This window comes from Pseudomonas sp. 29, from assembly GCF_002754355.1.
Taxonomy (GTDB): Bacteria; Pseudomonadota; Gammaproteobacteria; order Pseudomonadales; family Pseudomonadaceae; genus Aquipseudomonas; species Aquipseudomonas neuropathica.
In genome coordinates this window covers 3,631,771-3,650,923 of the sequence record NZ_PEEY01000001.1, presented here as the reverse complement: position 1 = coordinate 3,650,923, position 19,153 = coordinate 3,631,771, and the positions used below count along the sequence as shown (strand labels likewise).

Here is a 19,153-nt window from a genome sequence, read left to right as displayed (position 1 = left end):
ATATCCCACCGGATCATCCGAATTTTCCGCCACGCTCAGGAAAAATTCAGACAACCCGGCAAGATCGCCACCTGGCCTCAGGAAGACAGGTAGGAGGAGCGGGTCAGGCCCAGACGCAAGGCATCGAGAAATTGCGTGCGCTCGCTGGCACTGATGCGGGCACTGGCGCACTTGTCGCGGTAGTGAGTCATCAGTTCTTCCGGCGACAAGTGCACGTAACGCAGCATGTCTTCGATGGTGTCGTGGGTCTCGATACCGGCGTGGTACACGCTGCCATCGGCGTTCTGGTAGATGTTCACCGAGTCGGTGTCACCGAACAGGTTGTGCATGTCGCCGAGGATTTCCTGATAGGCGCCAACCAGGAACACGCCCAGCAGGTAGTCTTCGCCTTCATTCAAACCGTGTACCGGCAGGCTGGTCTCGATGCTCTGCTCGTCGACGTACTGGTTGATCTTGCCGTCGGAGTCGCAGGTCAGATCCTGCAGCACCGCACGGCGCAGCGGCTCTTCGTCGAGACGGTGCAACGGGATGATCGGCAGGACCTGATCGATTGCCCAGGTGTCCGGCAGGCTCTGGAATACCGAGAAGTTGCAGATGTACTTGTCGGCCAGCTTGTCGTTGAGTTCGTCGAGCACTTGGCGGTGCGAACGCTGACGGGCTTTCAGCGAGTTGTGCAGGCGACGGCACACGGCGAAGTAGCACTGCTCGGCCAGGGCTTTTTCCGCCAGGGTCAGTTTGCCGTCGGCGTACTGCGCGGCTACATCGCTCATGTAGTGGGTGGCGCGCCAGTAGGTTTCGGTGACCATTTCGATGTCGGTCGGGCCGAGCAGGTCAACCAGCCACTGCACGGTTTCCGGCAGGTTTTCCTTGTTTTCGATCAGCGGGATTTCGTCGTTGTGCTTCTCGACGTCGGTTACCTGCACCACCAGCATGGCGTGGTGCGCGGTCAGCGAGCGGCCGCTTTCGGAGAAAATGTGCGGATGCGGCAGGCTCTGCGCGTCGCAGAATTCCTTGAGCATGCCAACCACGACACCGGCGTAATCGTCCATGTCGTAGTTGATCGAGCTGGCGTTGCGCGAGTGCGTGCCGTCGTAGTCGACGCCCAGACCGCCGCCGACGTCGATGTGATCGACCGGCAGACCGAGATTGCGCAGCTCGCCGTAGTAACGGATCGCTTCCTTGAAGCCGTGCTGGTAATCAGCGAGGTTGGCGATCTGCGAGCCCATGTGGAAGTGCAGCAGGCGAATGCCCTGATCCAGGCCTGCCGCGCGGAAACGCTCGACCACCGACAGCAGTTGTGCTGCCGACAGACCGAATTTGGATTTCTCGCCACCGGTGTCCGCCCACTTCGACGACGCCAGCGACGACAGACGCACGCGCAGGCCGACCTGTGGCTTGACCTTGAGCGAGGCGGCTTCTTCGATCACCAGACCGACTTCGGATTCTTTCTCGATGACGATGAAGACGTTGTGGCCGAGCTTCTGGCCCATCAGCGCCAGACGGATGAACTCGCGGTCCTTGTAACCGTTGCAGACGATGGTGCCGCCCTTCGGCGCCAGCGCCAGCACGGCCAGCAGCTCAGGCTTGGAGCCGGCTTCCAGACCGATGGAGACGTCCTGGGTGGCGATGATGTTCTCGATCACCGCTTCTTGCTGGTTGACCTTGATCGGGTACAGCGCGGTGTATTTGCTCTGGTACTCCAGGCGCTCGATGTTCGAATCGAAGGCACCGGTCAGTTGGCGAACACGGTCTTGCAGAATGTCGGGGAAGCGAACCAGCAACGGCAAGGACAAACCGCTTTTGCGCAGTTGGTCGACTTGTTCGAACAGGTCGATAGGCGAGCTGCTCGGACCGTTCGGACGAACTTCGACGCGACCGGCGTCATTGATCGCGAAATACCCGGCCCCCCAATGGCGAATCCCGTAAACACTGCGGCTGTCCGCAACTGTCCATTGGCTGCCATCGTCTTTGCGTGTGCGTCGTACGGACATCGAAGTCCCCTATAAAGAAGTCATAGTGCGTCGCCTGATCTCAGGCCGGCGCATTCTAAAGAATGAAAATGACGGTTTGTCAGCGCGGCGGTAGACCGCACTGACTGCGTGGAGTTTAGAAACCGGTCATGAACAGGCTCTGTGAAAACCATGGAGACGACGCCGGATCTGAAGTGTTTCAGCGCCGGATCAAGCCGCAGGTGGTTTTCACAGAGGCTGCTAGCCGCCGGACTTCTTCGCTTTGAAACCGTGCTTGATCAGCTCAGCCAAGAGTAGCTCGACATGATCGCCCTGGATTTCGATGATTCCGTCTTTCAACGCGCCGCCGGTGCCGCAACGTTTCTTCAACGTTGTCGCCAGCTCCTTGAGCGCGTCTTCGGCCAGTGGCACGCCGGTGATGGTAGTCACCGTTTTGCCGCCACGGCCCTTGCTCTCGCGTCGCACGCGGGCAATGCCGTCGCCAGCCGGGATCACGGTTTGTTTGCAGATACAGGCGTCCACCGGCTTACTGCATTCCGGGCAATGACGACCTGCGTCGGTGGAAAATACCAGGCCGCCCAAGGCGGCGAAGGATGCGGCTTTTTTGGCCACCGGCAATCCTCTCGGGAGGACAAAGACTGATCGCGACCTTGGGCAAGGTCATCGACCGCGAAGCCCCACTCAGGCAGGGGCAGCGCTACTGCACCGATAAAGCGCCAAATGCAGGAGCTGTCGAGTGAAACGAGGCTGCGATCTTTTGATTTCGACGCCAAAACAAAAAATCAAAAGATCGCAGCCTGCGGCAGCTTCTACAAAAAGCACTCGCGGTGCAGCTTGAAAAGGTCGCGCAGTGTAACGGCAAAAATCCCGATTGCTAAGTGCCAATCGGCGCCAATTTATGTGTTCTTTGCGACGTCGCTTTGCTGCGCCTTCAGATAGCGCTTCAATGCGGCCAGAGAGTCCGGGCAATAAGGCTTCTGCTGGATTTCCTGCAGCACCTGCTCGACCGGAATAAAGCGCGCTTCCAGCACCTCTTCCGGTTGCAGTTTCAATGGGCCGTCCCACACAGCAGAAAACGCCGAACACCACAAGCGATTGCCGGTGTCCTCAAAATAGAAATGGTCATGAGCCGTCAGCTCGACGCCGCTGACGCCCAATTCCTCTTCCAGTTCACGGGCCGCCGACTCGGCGTAGGTCTCGTCTGCCTGGACCATGCCGCCCGCCGCGACGTCCCAGTAGCCGGGATAAATCGCCTTGCTCAAGGTGCGCCGGTGCACGCACAGCTCACCGGCGGAATTGAACAACATGATGTAGGTGCCACGGCCAATCAGCCCGCGCTCGCGCAAATCGGCGCGCACGAGCGCGCCGAGCAGGTTGTCCTGCTCGTCGACCCAAGCGATCTGTTCGGCATCCGAGGCGGCGCGATGGGCCGCCTCTTTGGCGTTCTGGCTCATGAATCAGCCCTGATTGAGCAGTTGACGCAAATCGATCACCGCGGCGTTGGCCCGGGAAATATAGTTGGCCATGACCAGCGAGTGGTTGGCCAGCACGCCGAAGCCGCTGCCGTTAAGAATCATAGGACTCCAGACCGGCTCCTGCGAGGCTTCCAGTTCACGGATGATCTGACGCACGCTGACCGTGGCGTTCTTCTTCGCCAGCACATCGGCGAAATCGACTTCAATGGCGCGCAGCAGGTGCGACAGCGCCCAGGCCTGACCGCGCGCTTCGTAGAACACGTTGTCGATCTGCATCCACGGGGTCTCGACGACTTCTTCGTCAACCTGCGGTACTTCGCCGATCGCCGGCACTTCGGTTTTCAGCGCGGTATTGAGTTTGACCCGGCCTACGCTGGCCGACAGGCGTTGCGACAGCGAACCGAGACGGGTGCCGACATCGCCCAGCCAGTTGTTCAGGTTGTCGGCGCGAGCATAGAACAGCGCGTTTTTCTGGGTTGGATCGGACAGGCGCGCCTGATAACGACTCAGCGAGTTGATGCCCTCCTGATATTCCGACTCACTCGACGGCAGGATCCAGCTTTTGTTGTCGAAGTTGAAACGCGGCTCGGCCTTGGCCAGATCGGCATCCTCCGCCGACTGCGACTGCGAACGGGCAAAGTCTTTACGCAGGGCACGGGTCAGGTCACGCACCTGCACCAGCACGCCGTATTCCCAGCTTGGCGTGTTGTCCATCCACAGGCCTGGCGGGAAGCGGTCGTTGGAAATGTAGCCGCCCGGCTTGTTGAGCAAGGTGCCGGCAACGGTCTTCAGGGTTTCGACGGTGGTGTAGCCGATCACCATCTGCTTGCCTTCTTTCTCGGCCGCCACTTGCGCGTTTTGTGCGACCGGAAACAGCGCCGGCTCTTGGCTCCAGTACCAGCCAAGGCCAATGGTCACCAGCAGGTAGATGCCGATCAGCGTGGCCAATGCACGGCTGAACAGCAATCCGCCAACATAGCTGCGGGTGGCCGACTTGGGTTCGGCGGCACGTTCAGGCGCGCTGCCCGCGCGGTTTTTCCAGTCCAGCATGGCGATATCCTTTCAATCACTTGGGTTCAACGGTTCGACCACAACCATACAACAACGTGCCGGGGCCGGGCACCCGCGCGTAAAGATAAGCCGCAATTCGTGTGGGCGAATGACGCTTCGACGATGACTAAGGGAATCCCCGATGCCCATGCTTCAGCCCATCGGATTGAAAACCATCGCAAAGGTCATTCACTGCACGGATAAAAGCACGACTGCCCCGTCATCCTGATCACCCAGCTTAGTCAGGGAGTGCCCGGCCTACGGGGACTTGTCAGACACTCAGGTCAAAAACAAAACCGCCCGGTCAGAAACTGAATGGTGACGCACTGCAGATTATTGACGTACGACACTCGTGTAAGGGAAAAGAGGTGCTAGCATAGAGCCACCAGTCGATCTCAGCATGCAGCCTAACTAGTAGTCAGGATATGACCGAGCCAGAAGACCCCAGCCGTGAGCGTCTCAAGCACCACTTTGCCCAGCGGGTAATTCATCAGGCACGTCAGATTCTTGAGATATGGCAGCGCCTGCAACGCACTGAGTGGTCCAATGTCGATCTCGCCGAACTGAGCGAGGCCAACCTGCGCCTGCTGCGTTTTGCCGAGCGCTTCGAACAGCCCGAACACACGCAGCTTGCGCGCCATATCAGCCAATCGCTGGAAGCGGTGGACGCCAATCGCGGTCGCCTGAGCAGTGGCTTGATCACCGACCTCAATCGCTTGATGCAGCGCTTGTCACGCACCGGCCTGCGCCATGGCGATCAACTCGACCAGACTTTCCTGCCACCGCTGCGCAAACCGATCTATGTGATGCTGCAAGATCACGACCGCGCCGAACGCCTGGCCAAACAACTGGAATTCTTCGGTCTGAGCGCGCAGGCGCTGGACAGTGTGTCGGCGTTTCGCTCCTCGATGGTCGAGCGCCTGCCCGCGGCGATCGTCATGGACGTCGATTTCAGCGGCGCCGGCATCGGCCTGAAACTCGCCGCGGAGGCCCAGGTCGGTTTGGAAGAACCGCTGCCGCTGCTGTTCTTCAGCCTGCACGAAACCGACACGCCAACCCGTCTCGCCGCCGTGCGCGCCGGCGGCCAGGAGTTCCTCACCGGCACCCTCGAAGCGTCGAGCCTGCTGGAAAAGATAGAAGTCCTCACCTGCGTCGCCCAGTACGAACCTTATAAAGTGCTGATCATCGACGATTCGCGTGCGCAGGCCCTGCACACCGAGCGCCTGCTCAACAGCGCCGGCATCGTCACGCGTACCTTGATCGAACCGATTCAGGCGATGGCGGAACTGGCCGATTTCCAGCCCGACCTGATCATCCTCGACATGTACATGCCAGCCTGCACTGGCACCGAACTGGCCAAAGTGATTCGCCACAACGATCGCTATGTCAGCGTGCCGATCATTTACCTGTCTGCCGAGGACGATCTGGACAAGCAGCTCGACGCCATGAGCGAGGGCGGCGATGACTTCCTGACCAAACCGATCAAGCCGCGCCACCTGATCACCACCGTGCGCAACCGCGCCGCCCGCGCACGCAACCTCAAAGCACGGATGGTCCGCGACAGCCTCACCGGTCTGTACAACCACACGCACATTCTGCAATTGCTCGAAGACTGCTCGTTCCGCGCCCGCCGCGAGAACAAGCCATTGAGCTTTGCGATGCTCGACATCGACCATTTCAAACGGGTCAACGACAGCCACGGCCACCCGATGGGCGACCGGGTGATCAAGAGCCTCGCGCTGTTTCTCAAGCAGCGTTTGCGCAAGACCGATTTCATCGGCCGATACGGCGGCGAAGAATTCGCCATCGTCATGCCCGACACCGATATAGAGGCCGCGCACAAAGTGCTCGACGAGATCCGCCAGCGCTTCGCTGAAATCCACTACCCGGCGCAGCCGCAGGATTTGTGGTGCACCTTCAGCGCCGGCGTGGTGGAAATGCACGACGACTGCGACAGCCTGATGATGGCCAGTCAGGCCGATGAGGCGCTGTACCGCGCCAAGGGCGCCGGACGCAATCGCGTGCAGACCGCGCGCGACTCAAAGCAAAGTGCCACTTTTTCATCGGATTCCACTGATTCGGTCATAACCCTGTAACAGAACCGCAATAAATTCAGGCGCTTACCATTTCTGCCGTTGGTAGCCGTCATGCGCCTGAAGTTGCTCACCAATCTCAATACCCTGCTGTTGGTCGCCGTGTGTCTCGCACTCGGCGCGACGCTGTGGTGGTCGCAAAAAGCCCTTGAGCGCCCGTATCTGTTGATGGAGCGTTATCTGGGGCTGTCGCAGCAATTTCAGAACGAGGTGGCACGCAACGTCGAGGATTACCTCGCCAGCGGCGACGCCTTGCGCCTGAGCAGTGCCAGTCAGGCCATCGACAATTTGCAGAAAGAACTCGGCGAATTGCCGCCAGCGCTGGCCGACACCCTGCGCCCGAGCCTGTCGGGCCTTGATGAATTCAGCAAGACCGACCTGCTCGCTGCCGGCAAACTGGCGGGCGACCCGCAGGCCTTGCTGTTGCAGGCAGAGCGCGAACTGAGCGCCAGCCTCGATCAGCTCAGCACTTACGCCAACGGCAATGCGGCTTATCTGACGCCGTTGCTCGTCGCTTCGCAGCACTTGGGCAAGCTGTCACTGGCGCGGGACAAACTGGTCAGCAGCGGGCGCAGTGAACTGGCCGCCGATGTTGAGCGCGAAGTCACCAATATCCGCTCGCAAGCTCAAGTGATTGATGCCCTGCCCTTGCTCGGCGTCGTCGCCAACAATGAATCGGGCAGCGACGATTTCGCCGCGCTGATGGGCATCGAGAGCAGCGAAAAAGCCGTTGCCGAAGACGCCGGTGTCGGGCTCAAACGTGAGCTCAACAGCTTGCTCGGACGCTATCCGGCGGAGCTTGCACGCACACGGGATCAGATCCAGAAACGCACCGACCTCAGCACCGCCACCCACCAGAAAATCGCCGCCGTGCAGCAGGCCATCGCCGGACTTGAGCCGGTCGTGCGCGCGCAGCACGGGCAAATTCAAGGCGAAGTGCGGCTGATGCAAGGCGTGATGATCGGCTTGATTCTGCTGATTGCGTTGCTCATCGACACCTTGCAGCGGCGGCTGGCCCGCACGCTGACCAATCTCGCTCCGGCGCTGTCGAACTGGGCCGAAGGCGATTTCAGCCGCGACATTCATTTGGGCAAAACCAACCGTGAACTGCACGACATCGAGGCCTCGCTCAATCGCTTGCGTGCCTACCTGGTGGACTTGGTCGGGACAATTCGCGGCAATGCCGAACAAGTCGCAGGCAGCAGTCGCACACTCGCCGAACTAAGCAACGACTTGCACAGCGGCGCCGAACATCAGGCCGGTGACACCGCGCTGATCCGCGATTCACTCGGCGAGTTGGAGGCGACGATTCAGCAGGTCGCTGGCGATGCGCAGCAGGCGGCGGATGCCAGCCGTCATGCCGGACTGGCGGTCGAGCATGGCCAGACCGTGATTGGCCAAAGCCTGACCGGCCTGCACGCGCTGGTCGGTGAGGTTCAGGGCAACGCGCAAATGATCGAGCATCTGGCCGAGGAGTCAGCGACCATTGGTGGCGTATTGACGGTGATTCGCTCGATTGCCGATCAAACCAACCTGCTGGCGCTTAACGCGGCGATCGAAGCGGCGCGTGCCGGGGAAATGGGTCGAGGATTTGCCGTGGTGGCTGAAGAAGTGCGCTCGCTGGCACAACGTACAGCCGGCGCAACTGCCGAGATTCAAACCCTGATCGCCGGCCTGCAAACCGCTGCTCGTCAATCGGTTGAAGGCATGCGCGCGCAGGTCGAGCACGCCGAAGCCACGGCCAATCAGGCGCAAGCGGCGGATGGTGCGCTGGATAAAATCGTCGGCGCGATCCAGACCATTTCCGACACGGCGATCCGCATTGCCGACGTCACGGCGCAGCAGAGCGGCGCGGTCAGCGAGATTCGCGATCACAGTGAGCGGATTCATCAGTTGGGTGGGGATAATCTGGTGCGGATCGGCCGCGGGCGTGAGCAGGGTGAGAATCTGCTGGTATTGGGCGGGCAACTGCATACGGCCGTTCAGGCATTTCGCGTCTGATGAACCGCCTTCGCGAGCAGGCTCGCTCCCACATTGGAATATGTACCCCTGTGGGAGCGAGCCTGCTCGCGAAGGCGTCAGCACAATCACTACAAGTGACCGGATCAAACCACTTGGTCACATATTTCGCGCAAACATCGGCCATCGTGCTGGCTATTGCATAGAACTGGACAGTCACAAAGTCTTTGCGGCATAGTCGCCGGGTTCTGACGATTGCTCATTCATAACAAGGACTACGCAGATGGCGACCCTCCTGGTGCTGCACGGCCCCAACCTGAACCTGCTCGGCACCCGCGAACCCGGCACTTACGGTTCAACGACCCTGGCGCAGATCAATCAGGATCTGGAGCGCCGCGCCCGTGAAGCCGGCCATCATCTGCTGTATCTGCAAAGCAATGCCGAGTACGAATTGATCGACCGTATCCACGCCGCGCGTGGCGAAGGGGTCGATTTCATTCTGATCAATCCAGCAGCTTTTACGCACACAAGTGTCGCATTACGTGACGCGTTGCTGGGAGTGAGCATCCCATTCATCGAAGTGCATTTGTCCAACGTGCACAAACGCGAACCTTTCCGCCATCACTCTTACTTCTCCGACGTAGCGGTGGGAGTGATCTGCGGCCTTGGCGCCAGCGGTTACCGACTGGCCCTGGAGGCTGCGCTAGAACAGCTTGAAACACAGGCAACGGCTTGAACTACAAGCGTTAAACGCCCCTGACCGACCCTTGGGAGTTGATGATTCATGGATATCCGTAAAGTTAAGAAACTGATCGAATTGCTGGAAGAGTCCGGCATCGACGAGCTCGAGATCAAGGAAGGCGAAGAGTCCGTACGCATCAGCCGTCACAGCAAGACCCCGGCTCAGCAGTACTACGCGCCGGCTCCGATGCACGCTCCGGCTGCCGCACCTGCCGCCGCCGCTGCTCCGGTTGCTGCCGCAGCCCCGGCTGCCGCTGCTGCACCAGCGCTGAACGGCACTGTGGCCCGTTCGCCGATGGTCGGCACCTTCTATCGCAAATCTTCGCCAACCTCGCCGTCCTTCGTTGAAGTCGGCCAGACCGTGAAGAAAGGCGACACTCTGTGCATCGTCGAAGCCATGAAGATGATGAACCACATCGAAGCTGAAACCAGCGGTGTGATCGAGTCCATCCTCGTCGAAGACGGCCAGCCGGTTGAGTACGACCAACCGCTGTTCACCATCGTTTGAACTGCGGAGAGCCTTTGATGACTGCGAAGTTGGAAAAAGTTCTGATCGCTAACCGCGGTGAGATCGCCCTGCGGATTCTGCGTGCCTGCAAAGAGATGGGCATCAAGACCGTCGCCGTTTACTCCAAGGCCGACAAAGAGCTGATGCACTTGGGTCTGGCAGACGAATCCGTCTGCATCGGCCCGGCTTCTGCCGCTCAGTCCTACCTGCACATCCCGGCCATCATCGCTGCCGCTGAAGTGACTGGCGCTACCGCCATTCACCCAGGCTACGGTTTCCTCGCGGAAAACGCCGATTTTGCCGAGCAGGTCGAGAACTCCGGCTTCGCGTTCATCGGCCCGAAAGCCGACACCATTCGCCTGATGGGTGACAAGGTCTCGGCCAAGCACGCGATGATCGAAGCAGGCGTGCCAACCGTTCCAGGTTCCGACGGCCCGCTGCCGGAAGACGAAGAAACGGCATTGCGCATCGGTCGTGAAGTCGGCTACCCGGTGATCATCAAAGCCGCTGGCGGCGGTGGTGGTCGCGGCATGCGCGTGGTGCACAAGGAAGAAGACCTGATCGCCTCGGCGAAACTGACCCGCTCCGAAGCAGGCGCGGCGTTCGGCAACCCGATGGTCTATCTGGAAAAATTCCTGACCAATCCGCGTCACGTCGAAGTGCAGGTTCTGTCCGACGGCCAGGGCCACGCCATCCATCTGGGCGACCGCGATTGCTCGCTGCAACGCCGCCACCAGAAGGTTCTCGAAGAAGCGCCGGCACCGGGCATCGACGAGAAGGCTCGCGAAGAAGTGTTGGCTCGTTGCGTCAAGGCGTGCATCGACATCGGTTACCGTGGCGCCGGCACCTTCGAGTTCCTCTACGAAAACGGTCGCTTCTACTTCATCGAAATGAACACCCGTGTTCAGGTGGAGCACCCGGTTTCGGAAATGGTTACCGGTATCGACATCGTCAAGGAGATGCTCAGCATCGCCGCTGGCAACAAGCTGTCGTTCACTCAGGATGACGTGGTTATTCGTGGCCACTCGCTGGAATGCCGGATCAACGCTGAAGACCCGAAAACCTTCATGCCGAGCCCGGGCACGGTCAAGCATTTCCACGCACCAGGCGGCAACGGCGTTCGCGTCGATTCGCACCTGTACAGCGGTTATGCGGTTCCACCGAACTACGACTCGCTGATCGGCAAGCTGATCACTTACGGCGCGACCCGCGACGAAGCCATGGCCCGCATGCGCAATGCCCTGGACGAAATCGTGGTTGACGGGATCAAGACCAACATCCCGCTGCACCGTGACCTGGTTCGTGACGAAGGCTTCTGCAAAGGTGGTGTGAACATTCACTACCTCGAGCACAAGCTGGCCAAGCAGTCGTAAGACTGACCTGGCGTGGAAAAACCCGATCCCTGTGGATCGGGTTTTTTTATGCCTGCAACCAGCGCATCAGTACATCGACACCAAGGTAAAAGCCTGCCCCTGAATCATTTCAGGGGTTGCCCGGCGCCCGTTCTGGTCGACTACAGCGCCAGAGGCATCTTGGTGCAATGGCTTTCGACGAAACCGCTCCATGAATACCTGTGCACGTTTCGACACCGGATCGCTGGCATATCTGGCCCGCTGCAAAACCGGTGAATACAAGCGTTCAACCTGGCTGGCAGAAGTCTTGAACACCGTCGAAACACCGTTGTTCAGATTCAACGAAACAGCATAGGTATTACCCAGACAGGAAGAATACGACCAGTAATCCCATGTCGGCCTCAGCCCCTGTTGACGCAATACACTCCTGACCGGTCCACCGATGTCGGTGCCGGTCAGCCAGTCACCGCCCACCAGCGTGACCCGAACATCTTTGGGCAAGCCTCCCAGACGCGTCATCGCATCCTTGACGGTGTGGTTGATCAGCGAGCGAATGTTGTGATCGAAATGAATGACTGCGCCGACCTTTGTCGCCGGGTTGTACATCGAGGCAATCACGCAGGTCTGCGCATTCAGCGAAAACAGATAATTGTCCATAGACCCGGCGACAAACTTCGCCACCACAGCCTCGCCCTGCAACGCACCACGGTTCAGCACTGGCTCGACCCGGCCGGGAAACGCATTGCGCAGATTGTTCACTCGACCAAGATTACGTACCTGATCATTGCCGCCGCGCAGCCCGACCCGGTCATGCGTCCATTTGCCACTCGCGGTCAGACGTACGGGGCGCTGATAAATGGCTTCGGGGCGCCGGGCATCGATCAGGCTGAGCCCGCCGAAATGCGGGTTTTCCCTGACCTGGAAGTACTTGCCTCTGTTGCGGATGTAATAGGTCGGCTGGGGCTGTGCAGCACTGGGCGGACTGCGCCATGTGCCAAAAAAGACACCTTCTTCAGTGACCTGCTGCAAATTATCCGGCTTGTTGCTGACGGCCTGTCTGGCGTGAAAACGCACCTTGCGAACCGCCGGCAGCGCTTCCTTGCGAATCGGAGCCACGGTGCTCAAGCGTTCGGTGAGCAATGAGACCGGCCGCGTCGTGTGCTTCAGATTTCTGACCGTGCGCCCGAGTAGCTTGACCGTACTGCCGGCGCCAACCATGGCAAACAACGCGCCCCACGACGCCTCAAGCCAATGGCCGAGCGCGCCATCGACATCGCCCTCCAGATGCGCCGCGACGGCATCACCGGCACTGACGGCGATGAACACCACGTCCAGCAGCAAGGCGAAGGGCGGAAACACCATGCAGAACGGCGCGGCGGCGAACATCAGTCCCTTGACTACCTGTCTTTCGATCATTTCCGCGCGGCTGGTCGTGATGTCGTGCACATCCGTAACCGTGCGCTCGATGTAAGCGTTGAACTCAACCCGCGCGTCGCTCACTCGCTGCGCTTCGTACAACGTATCGACGCGCTGATTTTTTACCGCTATCGCATGCAAGGAGAGCGAAACGGTTTTGCGTGCAGCAACCGCCGTGCGCGCCATCAAGTAGTCATGCAGCTCGCCGGCGATGTCGCCAAACAGTGAATGGTACGGGCGCACCGCAAGGCCGTCAGGAGCATCCGGGGTATACAACCACCAAGACGGCTCGGGATCGAAAGCAGTAAAAACATAAACCCCGAGTACGACATGACCACGCACAGTAAACCTGAATACGCCGTCAGTCGTGACCCTGCTGGCGCCCGGCAAATGGCCCCCTGACGTTGGCAATTGACTCAACAGCGAGACCTGGCGGACGAGCGCTGTATACACCGTGTCGCTTAGCCGTGCCTGACTTCGCGCAACCCGCAAGTCACGATCCATTGTCGACAGCAGCACATTGCGCCAGGCAAACCGGCGCGGCTCGTAGTCCGCATGGCGAGCGTCGAGATATTTGCCTCGGATCTCGCCGGCGTACTTCTCACCCAGCCAGGCCCCGCGCAGATACAACGCCAGATCGGCGCTGCGCACCTCGCTCAGATCCTGGCCAACGGATGAGCGCACGCTCTTTTTCGGATTGTCGATACCAGCGTTGTCGTCGTAGCCGTAGATCGCCAGATCGAGCAGGCTGGCTACCGACTGTTTCCTGCGATCGGCGATGCCGGCGTTGTAATCGATCAACACGGTGGCCGGATCAACCGGTTCCAGCACCTGTTTGCTGCGCATATAAGGTGCGATCTCTGCGGCCACCGTGCGTCTGGCAAAGTCGACAAAGACTTCGAAACCGCCCAGCAACTCATTGAAGACCTGCTGATGAACAACCAGCTCCTGATTCAGGCTGCTGAGGCGTCGACGCGCATCCAGGGTCAGCGTTGAGTTCCAGCGCAGTAAATTGTCCTCTTCGACCTGCTGCAGGTTTTTGGCCAGGCCCATTTTTACAGCCGCTTCGACGCACTGAGCGAACGGCAGGGGCGCACGCCGAATATCACTGCTCATACCCCAACGGCCAGGGTCGGCAGCCACGGCGACAAGATACTCCCGCGCTCGGCGATGGGCAGTGGGAGAAAGCTGCTGCAAAAGATATTCGCGACCGGACTCGCTCTGCGTCCAGCCCCAGACCTCTCCGGTCAATGCCGCCAGCGAAGGCAGGCGCACCCACTCCTGGCCGTCTGGTTTGTTTGGCGCGTACAGCAGCAGATCGCTCACCGCTGGTGCAGGCTCTTGCCGGTAAAACACCAGAAAGTCGGCACACTGCATGCCGTTGGGTAAAGCCAGTGCGGCGACGCGCAAAGATTCGCCCATGGCTTCCCCTGCCCACATCGATTCGAGACGATCATGATCGTCCACCGCCAGATGCCCCGCACAACGCGCAACGAACGCGCTTTGCTTGAGTCGCGCGACAAACCAGTCGATCAAGGCCTTTTGTACGTCCTCGCGCTCATACTGCCCGGCGAGGGCTCGCAGGTACCCGACCGGATAATCCTGGTCGGCCAGCATGTCGGCGATGAATGCCGGCTCCAGCGGCTGATTGCGTCGCGAAGGACCACTGGTGACTTCCAGAACGGCAGCGAAATCCGTACCGATCGGCCCCGCCGCGAGCAACTGGCTCAAACTGCGGTTCTGCGTCGGCTCGCCGACCGCTGAAAGCCACCTCAGGCGGACATCGATCCGGTCCGGTTCCACCTCCATGTCGAGTTTGAGCTGGATATAGTCAATCGCCTGTTGCCGGGCATAGGCGCGCAACGAGCCGTAGCCTTCCAGCAGATCATCGAGCGCTGCCTGGGCCTGCGACGTCTGTTCTTGATAACGGCGCAGCCTGGCACGCTCCGGTTCGTTCAGCACCCGCAGCCAATGCGGCAATTGCGCGTATGACTGCGCTTCGAGCCTCTTCTTTTCCGCACCCGTTGCCAGTGCGGTCAACCGATAGCGGCGAGCGCCTCGTTCCTGAACCTTTTCGATTTGCCTGCGCAATCGATCCGGCGTCAGTCGCACGAGCCGGTCAGTCTGGAACAGCGCGTCGATGTCATCGATATAACGCTGCAATTTGCGCAAAACCAACTGATCGAACGCAGGCTCCTGCCCTTTGGTTTCCCAATGTGTTCGCAGGTAGTTTTTGTATTGATCAAGGAAATGCTCAGAAACGCTCTCCACAGTCTGGATGACCGCTTGACGATGGCCGAGCGGAAATCCCCGGTCAGCAGCACCCGGCCAGCGGTACGGAGCGTCCTGAATCGCCAGGTACATCATCGGCTTGCCGTCGATGATTTTCTGCAGAATCGAATCGAGCAAAGCCAGCACAAAACCCGGATCGATATTGCCGTGCGGGTAATGATTGCGCAGCTCGGTCAACGCGAAAGCTTCCATGGCCTCCAATAAGGTCAGCTGACTGCTCAGGCGCTTGTCGATGAGTACCTGCCAACGCGTGATCCGCAGCAGAATCTCCTGGGCCGTCCCTGTGGGCGCAGCGGCTTCCGGTGGTTTTTCTTCTACAATCCCTTGTTCACTCGCCATATCGTCCAGCCCGCTTGCGTAGAAATGAGCTTTCACTCTATTTGCCGGCAACCGCGCTCCGGGGATACATATGTATATCGCGCCGGCGAATGTGTAACAGCCAAGAGGCGTGTCCACTTTGCCGGCGACCTGGCGTAAACTGCGCGCTTTTGCAGCTTCGGGCTGCCCCACAGATTTTCAAAGGTGCCCGCCATGCCTTGGCTGCAAGTCCGTCTCGCCATCACCCCCGAACAAGCCGAAACCTACGAGGACGCATTCCTCGAAGTCGGCGCCGTGTCGGTGACCTTCATGGACGCCGAAGACCAGCCGATCTTCGAACCGGAACTCAACACCACCCCATTGTGGTCGCACACCCACTTGCTGGCGCTGTTCGAAGGCGGCACCGAACCAGCCCCGGTACTGGCCCATCTGGAACTGCTGACCGGCAGCCCGCTGCCCGAACACCACAGCGAAGTCATCGAAGATCAGGACTGGGAACGCAGCTGGATGGACGGTTTCCAGCCGATGCGTTTCGGCCAGCGCCTGTGGATCGTGCCGAGCTGGCACGCCGCGCCGGAACCTGATGCGGTCAACCTGCTGCTGGATCCGGGCCTGGCGTTCGGCACCGGCACTCACCCGACCACCGCTTTGTGCCTGGAATGGCTCGACGGCCAGGACCTGAAAGACTGCGACGTGCTCGACTTCGGTTGCGGTTCGGGAATTCTGGCGATCGCCGCCCTGTTGCTCGGTGCGAAAGAAGCCGTTGGTACCGACATCGACGTGCAGGCGCTGGAAGCCTCGCGCGACAACGCCGGTCGCAACAATATTGCCGACGAACTGTTCCCGCTGTACCTGCCGCAAGACTTGCCGCAGGTTCAAGCTGACGTGCTGGTCGCCAACATTCTTGCCGGTCCGCTGGTTTCGCTGGCGCCGCAACTGTCTGGCCTGGTCAAATCCGGCGGTCGTCTGGCCCTGTCGGGCATCCTCGCTGAACAAGGTGATGAAGTCGCTGCCGCTTATGCACAGGACTTCGATCTCGACCCGATCGCCAATCGCGATGGCTGGGTGCGCATCACCGGCCGTCGGCGCTAATATGTCCGCCTGCATAATCCGGATCGCCGCATGACTGACAGTTTCGTCACCCAGTGCCCGCATTGCCAAACCAGTTTCCGTGTCAGCCATGCTCAATTGAGCGTGGCCCGCGGGGTGGTTCGCTGCGGCTCCTGCCTGCAAGTGTTCAATGCCGCCAAACAGCTGCTGGAACAACACGCTGGCAAGGACGCGGTGACGCCGCTCGCGCCGTCGCTTGCCGAGCCACTGCCGATTGCGGAGCCACCGCCGATTGTCGAGTCGACGCCAGCCGTCGAACCCGTAGCCATCGTCGAGCCGCCGGCACCGCGCGCCATCAGCCAAAAGCAGTGGAGCGCCTCGGAGCTGGATCTCGACAGCCTCGATCTGGACCAGGAACTTGCCCGCCTCGAGCAACGGGAAATCCAGCCGACCACCGAATTCGGTCGTCCCCGCGAAGATTCCCTGAGCGCCCGGCGCGACATGCCTGAGCCGGACGAAACCGTCTGGCGCGACAGCCTGTTCAGCGAACATGCCGATGAGCACACGATCGAGCCCGACGACGAGGCGGAAGTCTCGGAGATCGAACCGGCCAAAGCCGCACGCACCGAGCCTTCGCTGACTTTGGAACCGGTAGATCTCGACGACGAGCCGGCGATCCCGCAACTGCGCCTTCACGACCCGATCGATCCGAATGCCCGTCGTGAACGATTTTCTGCCAGCGACGATAACGATGACGGCGACGAGTTGCCATCGATCGAGCCGCTGCGCAAAAAGCGCGAGCGCGCAGAACCCGGTGTACGTGCTGAAGTCCTGCAGGACCTGACTGACGACCCGCTGCAACTGGACTGGCAGAAACGCCGCTCGCCGTGGGGACGCCGTTTGCTCTGGTTGCTGTTGGTGCTGCTGGCGGCGGGCGGACTGGCTGCCCAATACATCGCCTATCATTTCGACGAACTCGCCCGCCAGGATCAATACCGTCCGTGGTTCCAGCAAATCTGCCCGCAGATCGGCTGCACGGTGCCGTCCAAGGTCGACATCGCCCGGATCAAGAGCAGCAACCTGGTGGTGCGCAGTCATCCAGAGTTCAACGGCGCATTGGTGGTCGACGCGATCATTTATAACCGCGCGACATTTTCTCAGCCCTTTCCATTACTGGAACTGCGTTTCGCCGACCTCAATGGCCACTTGATCGCCAGTCGTCGCTTCAAACCCGGCGAGTACCTCAGAGGGGACCTCGAAGGTCTGGCGGAAATGCCGCCGCAAACGCCGATCCACATTGCGCTGGATATCCTCGACCCAGGCCCGAAAGCAGTGAATTACAGCCTGAGTTTCCACTCGCCCGAGTGAATCCCTGCGGCGGTTTGCAATTGACGGCGGTTTTCTGACTTTGCCACCCACAACCAAACCTGTGGCGATAACGGAATAACTGTTCAGATTTTGTTCAATTCAGCCTTTATCCAGTCATCGAGAGCGGGTATCATGCCAACCCTTTTTCGAACTCTCATGATCCGGCCCCACCTCAGGGAAGTCCTATGTCGGCGGTACGCATCGGCCCATACACATTGCAGAACGGCTTGATTCTCGCCCCGATGGCGGGCGTCACCGACCAGCCCTTTCGTCAGCTGTGCAAGCGTTTGGGCGCAGGGCTTGTAGTCTCGGAAATGGTCACCAGTGACATGAGCCTGTGGAACACCCGCAAGTCGCGCATGCGCATGATCCACGAAGGCGATCCCGAGCCCCGCTCGGTGCAGATTGCCGGTGGCGACGCGCAGATGCTGGCGGATGCGGCCCGGGCCAACGTCGAATTGGGCGCGCAGATTATTGATATCAACATGGGTTGCCCGGCAAAGAAGGTCTGCAACAAGGCCGCCGGTTCCGCGTTGTTGAAGGACGAAGCACTGGTGACCGAGATCCTGCAGGCCGTTGTGGCTGCGGTTGATGTGCCGGTCACCTTGAAGATCCGCACCGGATGGGATCGTGACAACAAGAACGGCCTGACCGTGGCGAAGATCGCCGAGCAGGCCGGGATCACCGCGCTGGCAGTGCATGGCCGCACTCGCGCCGATCTGTACACCGGTGAAGCCGAGTACGACACGATTGCCGCGATCAAGCAGGCGGTGTCGATGCCGGTGTTTGCCAATGGCGATATCGATTCGCCGGAAAAGGCCCGTTACGTGCTCGACGCGACCGGTGCCGATGGCCTGTTGGTAGGCCGCGCCGCCCAAGGGCGGCCATGGATTTTTCGCGAGATCGAACACTTCCTGCGTACCGGCGAGAAATTGCCGGCACCGGAACTGATCGAAGTGGAACACATTCTGCTGGAGCATCTGGCCGCCCTTCACGCTTTCTATGGGGATGTGATGGGCGTGCGCATTGCGCGCAAGCATGTGGGCTGGTATCTCGCAACCTTGCCGGGCGCCAGGGAGTTTCGCGCCCACTTCAATCGTTTGGATGGTACGGAAACACAATGCGCCAACGTTCGGGAGTTTTTCGCCGAGCGTTACAAGAGCCTGACAGGGGACGAAGAAGGGGTGGCCGCATGACGATGATGACCGAGACTTTAGTGAGTGGAACAGCACCCGTGAGCGACAACGTGAATTTGAAACAGCACCTCAATACCCCGAGCGAAGAAGGCCAGACCCTTCGCGGGAGTGTCGAGAAGGCGCTGCACAATTATTTCGCCCACCTTGAGGGCGCGTCCGTCACGGATGTGTACAACCTGGTGCTCTCCGAAGTCGAGGCTCCCCTGCTCGAAAGCGTGATGAACTACGTCAAGGGCAACCAGACCAAGGCCAGTGAGCTGCTCGGACTTAACCGCGGCACGCTGCGCAAGAAACTCAAGCAGTACGATCTGCTGTAAGCATTCAATCAAACCAGAAAGGCGCCCGCGTAAAAAACGGTCGCCTTT

Annotated in this window: 14 protein-coding genes; 9 read left to right on the top strand and 5 right to left on the bottom strand. The window is 60.0% G+C overall.

Annotation, left to right across the window (positions count from 1 at the left end):
• Positions 1-77 precede the first annotated feature (77 nt).
• The 4 genes from speA to CLU80_RS16790 form a co-directional block, all read right to left on the bottom strand.
• Positions 78-1,991, bottom strand: a complete 1,914-nt coding sequence (gene speA, locus CLU80_RS16805) for an arginine decarboxylase (RefSeq protein ID WP_093430253.1) — start codon at positions 1,989-1,991, stop codon at positions 78-80.
• A gap of 219 nt (positions 1,992-2,210) precedes the next feature.
• The gene (locus CLU80_RS16800) at positions 2,211-2,582 is read right to left on the bottom strand and encodes a translation initiation factor Sui1 (protein WP_007914613.1); all 372 of its coding nucleotides are present in this window, start codon (positions 2,580-2,582) and stop codon (positions 2,211-2,213) included.
• Positions 2,583-2,866: 284 nt separating this feature from the next.
• Positions 2,867-3,424 (bottom strand): NUDIX hydrolase, encoded by a 558-nt coding sequence (locus CLU80_RS16795; RefSeq protein ID WP_093430252.1) that lies wholly within the window; start codon positions 3,422-3,424, stop codon positions 2,867-2,869.
• A gap of 3 nt (positions 3,425-3,427) precedes the next feature.
• Positions 3,428-4,495: a DUF2333 family protein gene (locus CLU80_RS16790; protein WP_016984927.1), complete on the bottom strand. Its 1,068-nt coding sequence runs from the start codon at positions 4,493-4,495 to the stop codon at positions 3,428-3,430.
• 425 nt (positions 4,496-4,920) lie between these two features.
• On the opposite strand from CLU80_RS16790, the gene gcbA reads away from it, so the two are divergent.
• From gcbA to accC, 5 genes are all read left to right on the top strand, one after another.
• Positions 4,921-6,591 (top strand): diguanylate cyclase GcbA, encoded by a 1,671-nt coding sequence (gene gcbA / locus CLU80_RS16785; protein WP_093430251.1) that lies wholly within the window; start codon positions 4,921-4,923, stop codon positions 6,589-6,591.
• Positions 6,592-6,642: 51 nt separating this feature from the next.
• Positions 6,643-8,589: a methyl-accepting chemotaxis protein gene (locus CLU80_RS16780; RefSeq protein WP_099757890.1), complete on the top strand. Its 1,947-nt coding sequence runs from the start codon at positions 6,643-6,645 to the stop codon at positions 8,587-8,589.
• A gap of 241 nt (positions 8,590-8,830) precedes the next feature.
• A complete protein-coding gene (gene aroQ / locus CLU80_RS16775) occupies positions 8,831-9,283 on the top strand; it encodes a type II 3-dehydroquinate dehydratase (protein ID WP_093430249.1) in 453 nt (150 codons plus the stop codon).
• Positions 9,284-9,331: 48 nt separating this feature from the next.
• Entirely contained in the window at positions 9,332-9,796 is a 465-nt protein-coding gene (gene accB / locus CLU80_RS16770) for an acetyl-CoA carboxylase biotin carboxyl carrier protein (protein ID WP_093430248.1), read from the top strand.
• Positions 9,797-9,813: 17 nt separating this feature from the next.
• Entirely contained in the window at positions 9,814-11,169 is a 1,356-nt protein-coding gene (gene accC, locus CLU80_RS16765; protein WP_093430247.1) for an acetyl-CoA carboxylase biotin carboxylase subunit, read from the top strand.
• Between the two features lie 66 nt (positions 11,170-11,235).
• Here the strand turns inward: accC and CLU80_RS16760 are convergent, their stop codons facing one another.
• Positions 11,236-15,195 (bottom strand): type III effector 1, encoded by a 3,960-nt coding sequence (locus tag CLU80_RS16760; protein ID WP_099757889.1) that lies wholly within the window; start codon positions 15,193-15,195, stop codon positions 11,236-11,238.
• A gap of 192 nt (positions 15,196-15,387) precedes the next feature.
• Between CLU80_RS16760 and prmA the strand changes: the two genes are divergently transcribed.
• The 4 genes from prmA (at position 15,388) to fis (ending at position 19,105) form a co-directional block, all read left to right on the top strand.
• Positions 15,388-16,266: a 50S ribosomal protein L11 methyltransferase gene (gene prmA, locus CLU80_RS16755; protein ID WP_093430245.1), complete on the top strand. Its 879-nt coding sequence runs from the start codon at positions 15,388-15,390 to the stop codon at positions 16,264-16,266.
• Positions 16,267-16,296: 30 nt separating this feature from the next.
• The gene (locus tag CLU80_RS16750) at positions 16,297-17,592 is read left to right on the top strand and encodes a DUF3426 domain-containing protein (protein WP_099757888.1); all 1,296 of its coding nucleotides are present in this window, start codon (positions 16,297-16,299) and stop codon (positions 17,590-17,592) included.
• Between the two features lie 185 nt (positions 17,593-17,777).
• Positions 17,778-18,788, top strand: coding sequence for a tRNA dihydrouridine synthase DusB (gene dusB / locus CLU80_RS16745; RefSeq protein ID WP_093430243.1), 1,011 nt, complete (start codon positions 17,778-17,780; stop codon positions 18,786-18,788).
• Positions 18,785-19,105 (top strand): DNA-binding transcriptional regulator Fis, encoded by a 321-nt coding sequence (gene fis / locus CLU80_RS16740; RefSeq protein ID WP_003221275.1) that lies wholly within the window; start codon positions 18,785-18,787, stop codon positions 19,103-19,105. Before dusB ends, fis begins: the two co-directional genes overlap by 4 nt.
• Positions 19,106-19,153: the final 48 nt, after the last annotated feature.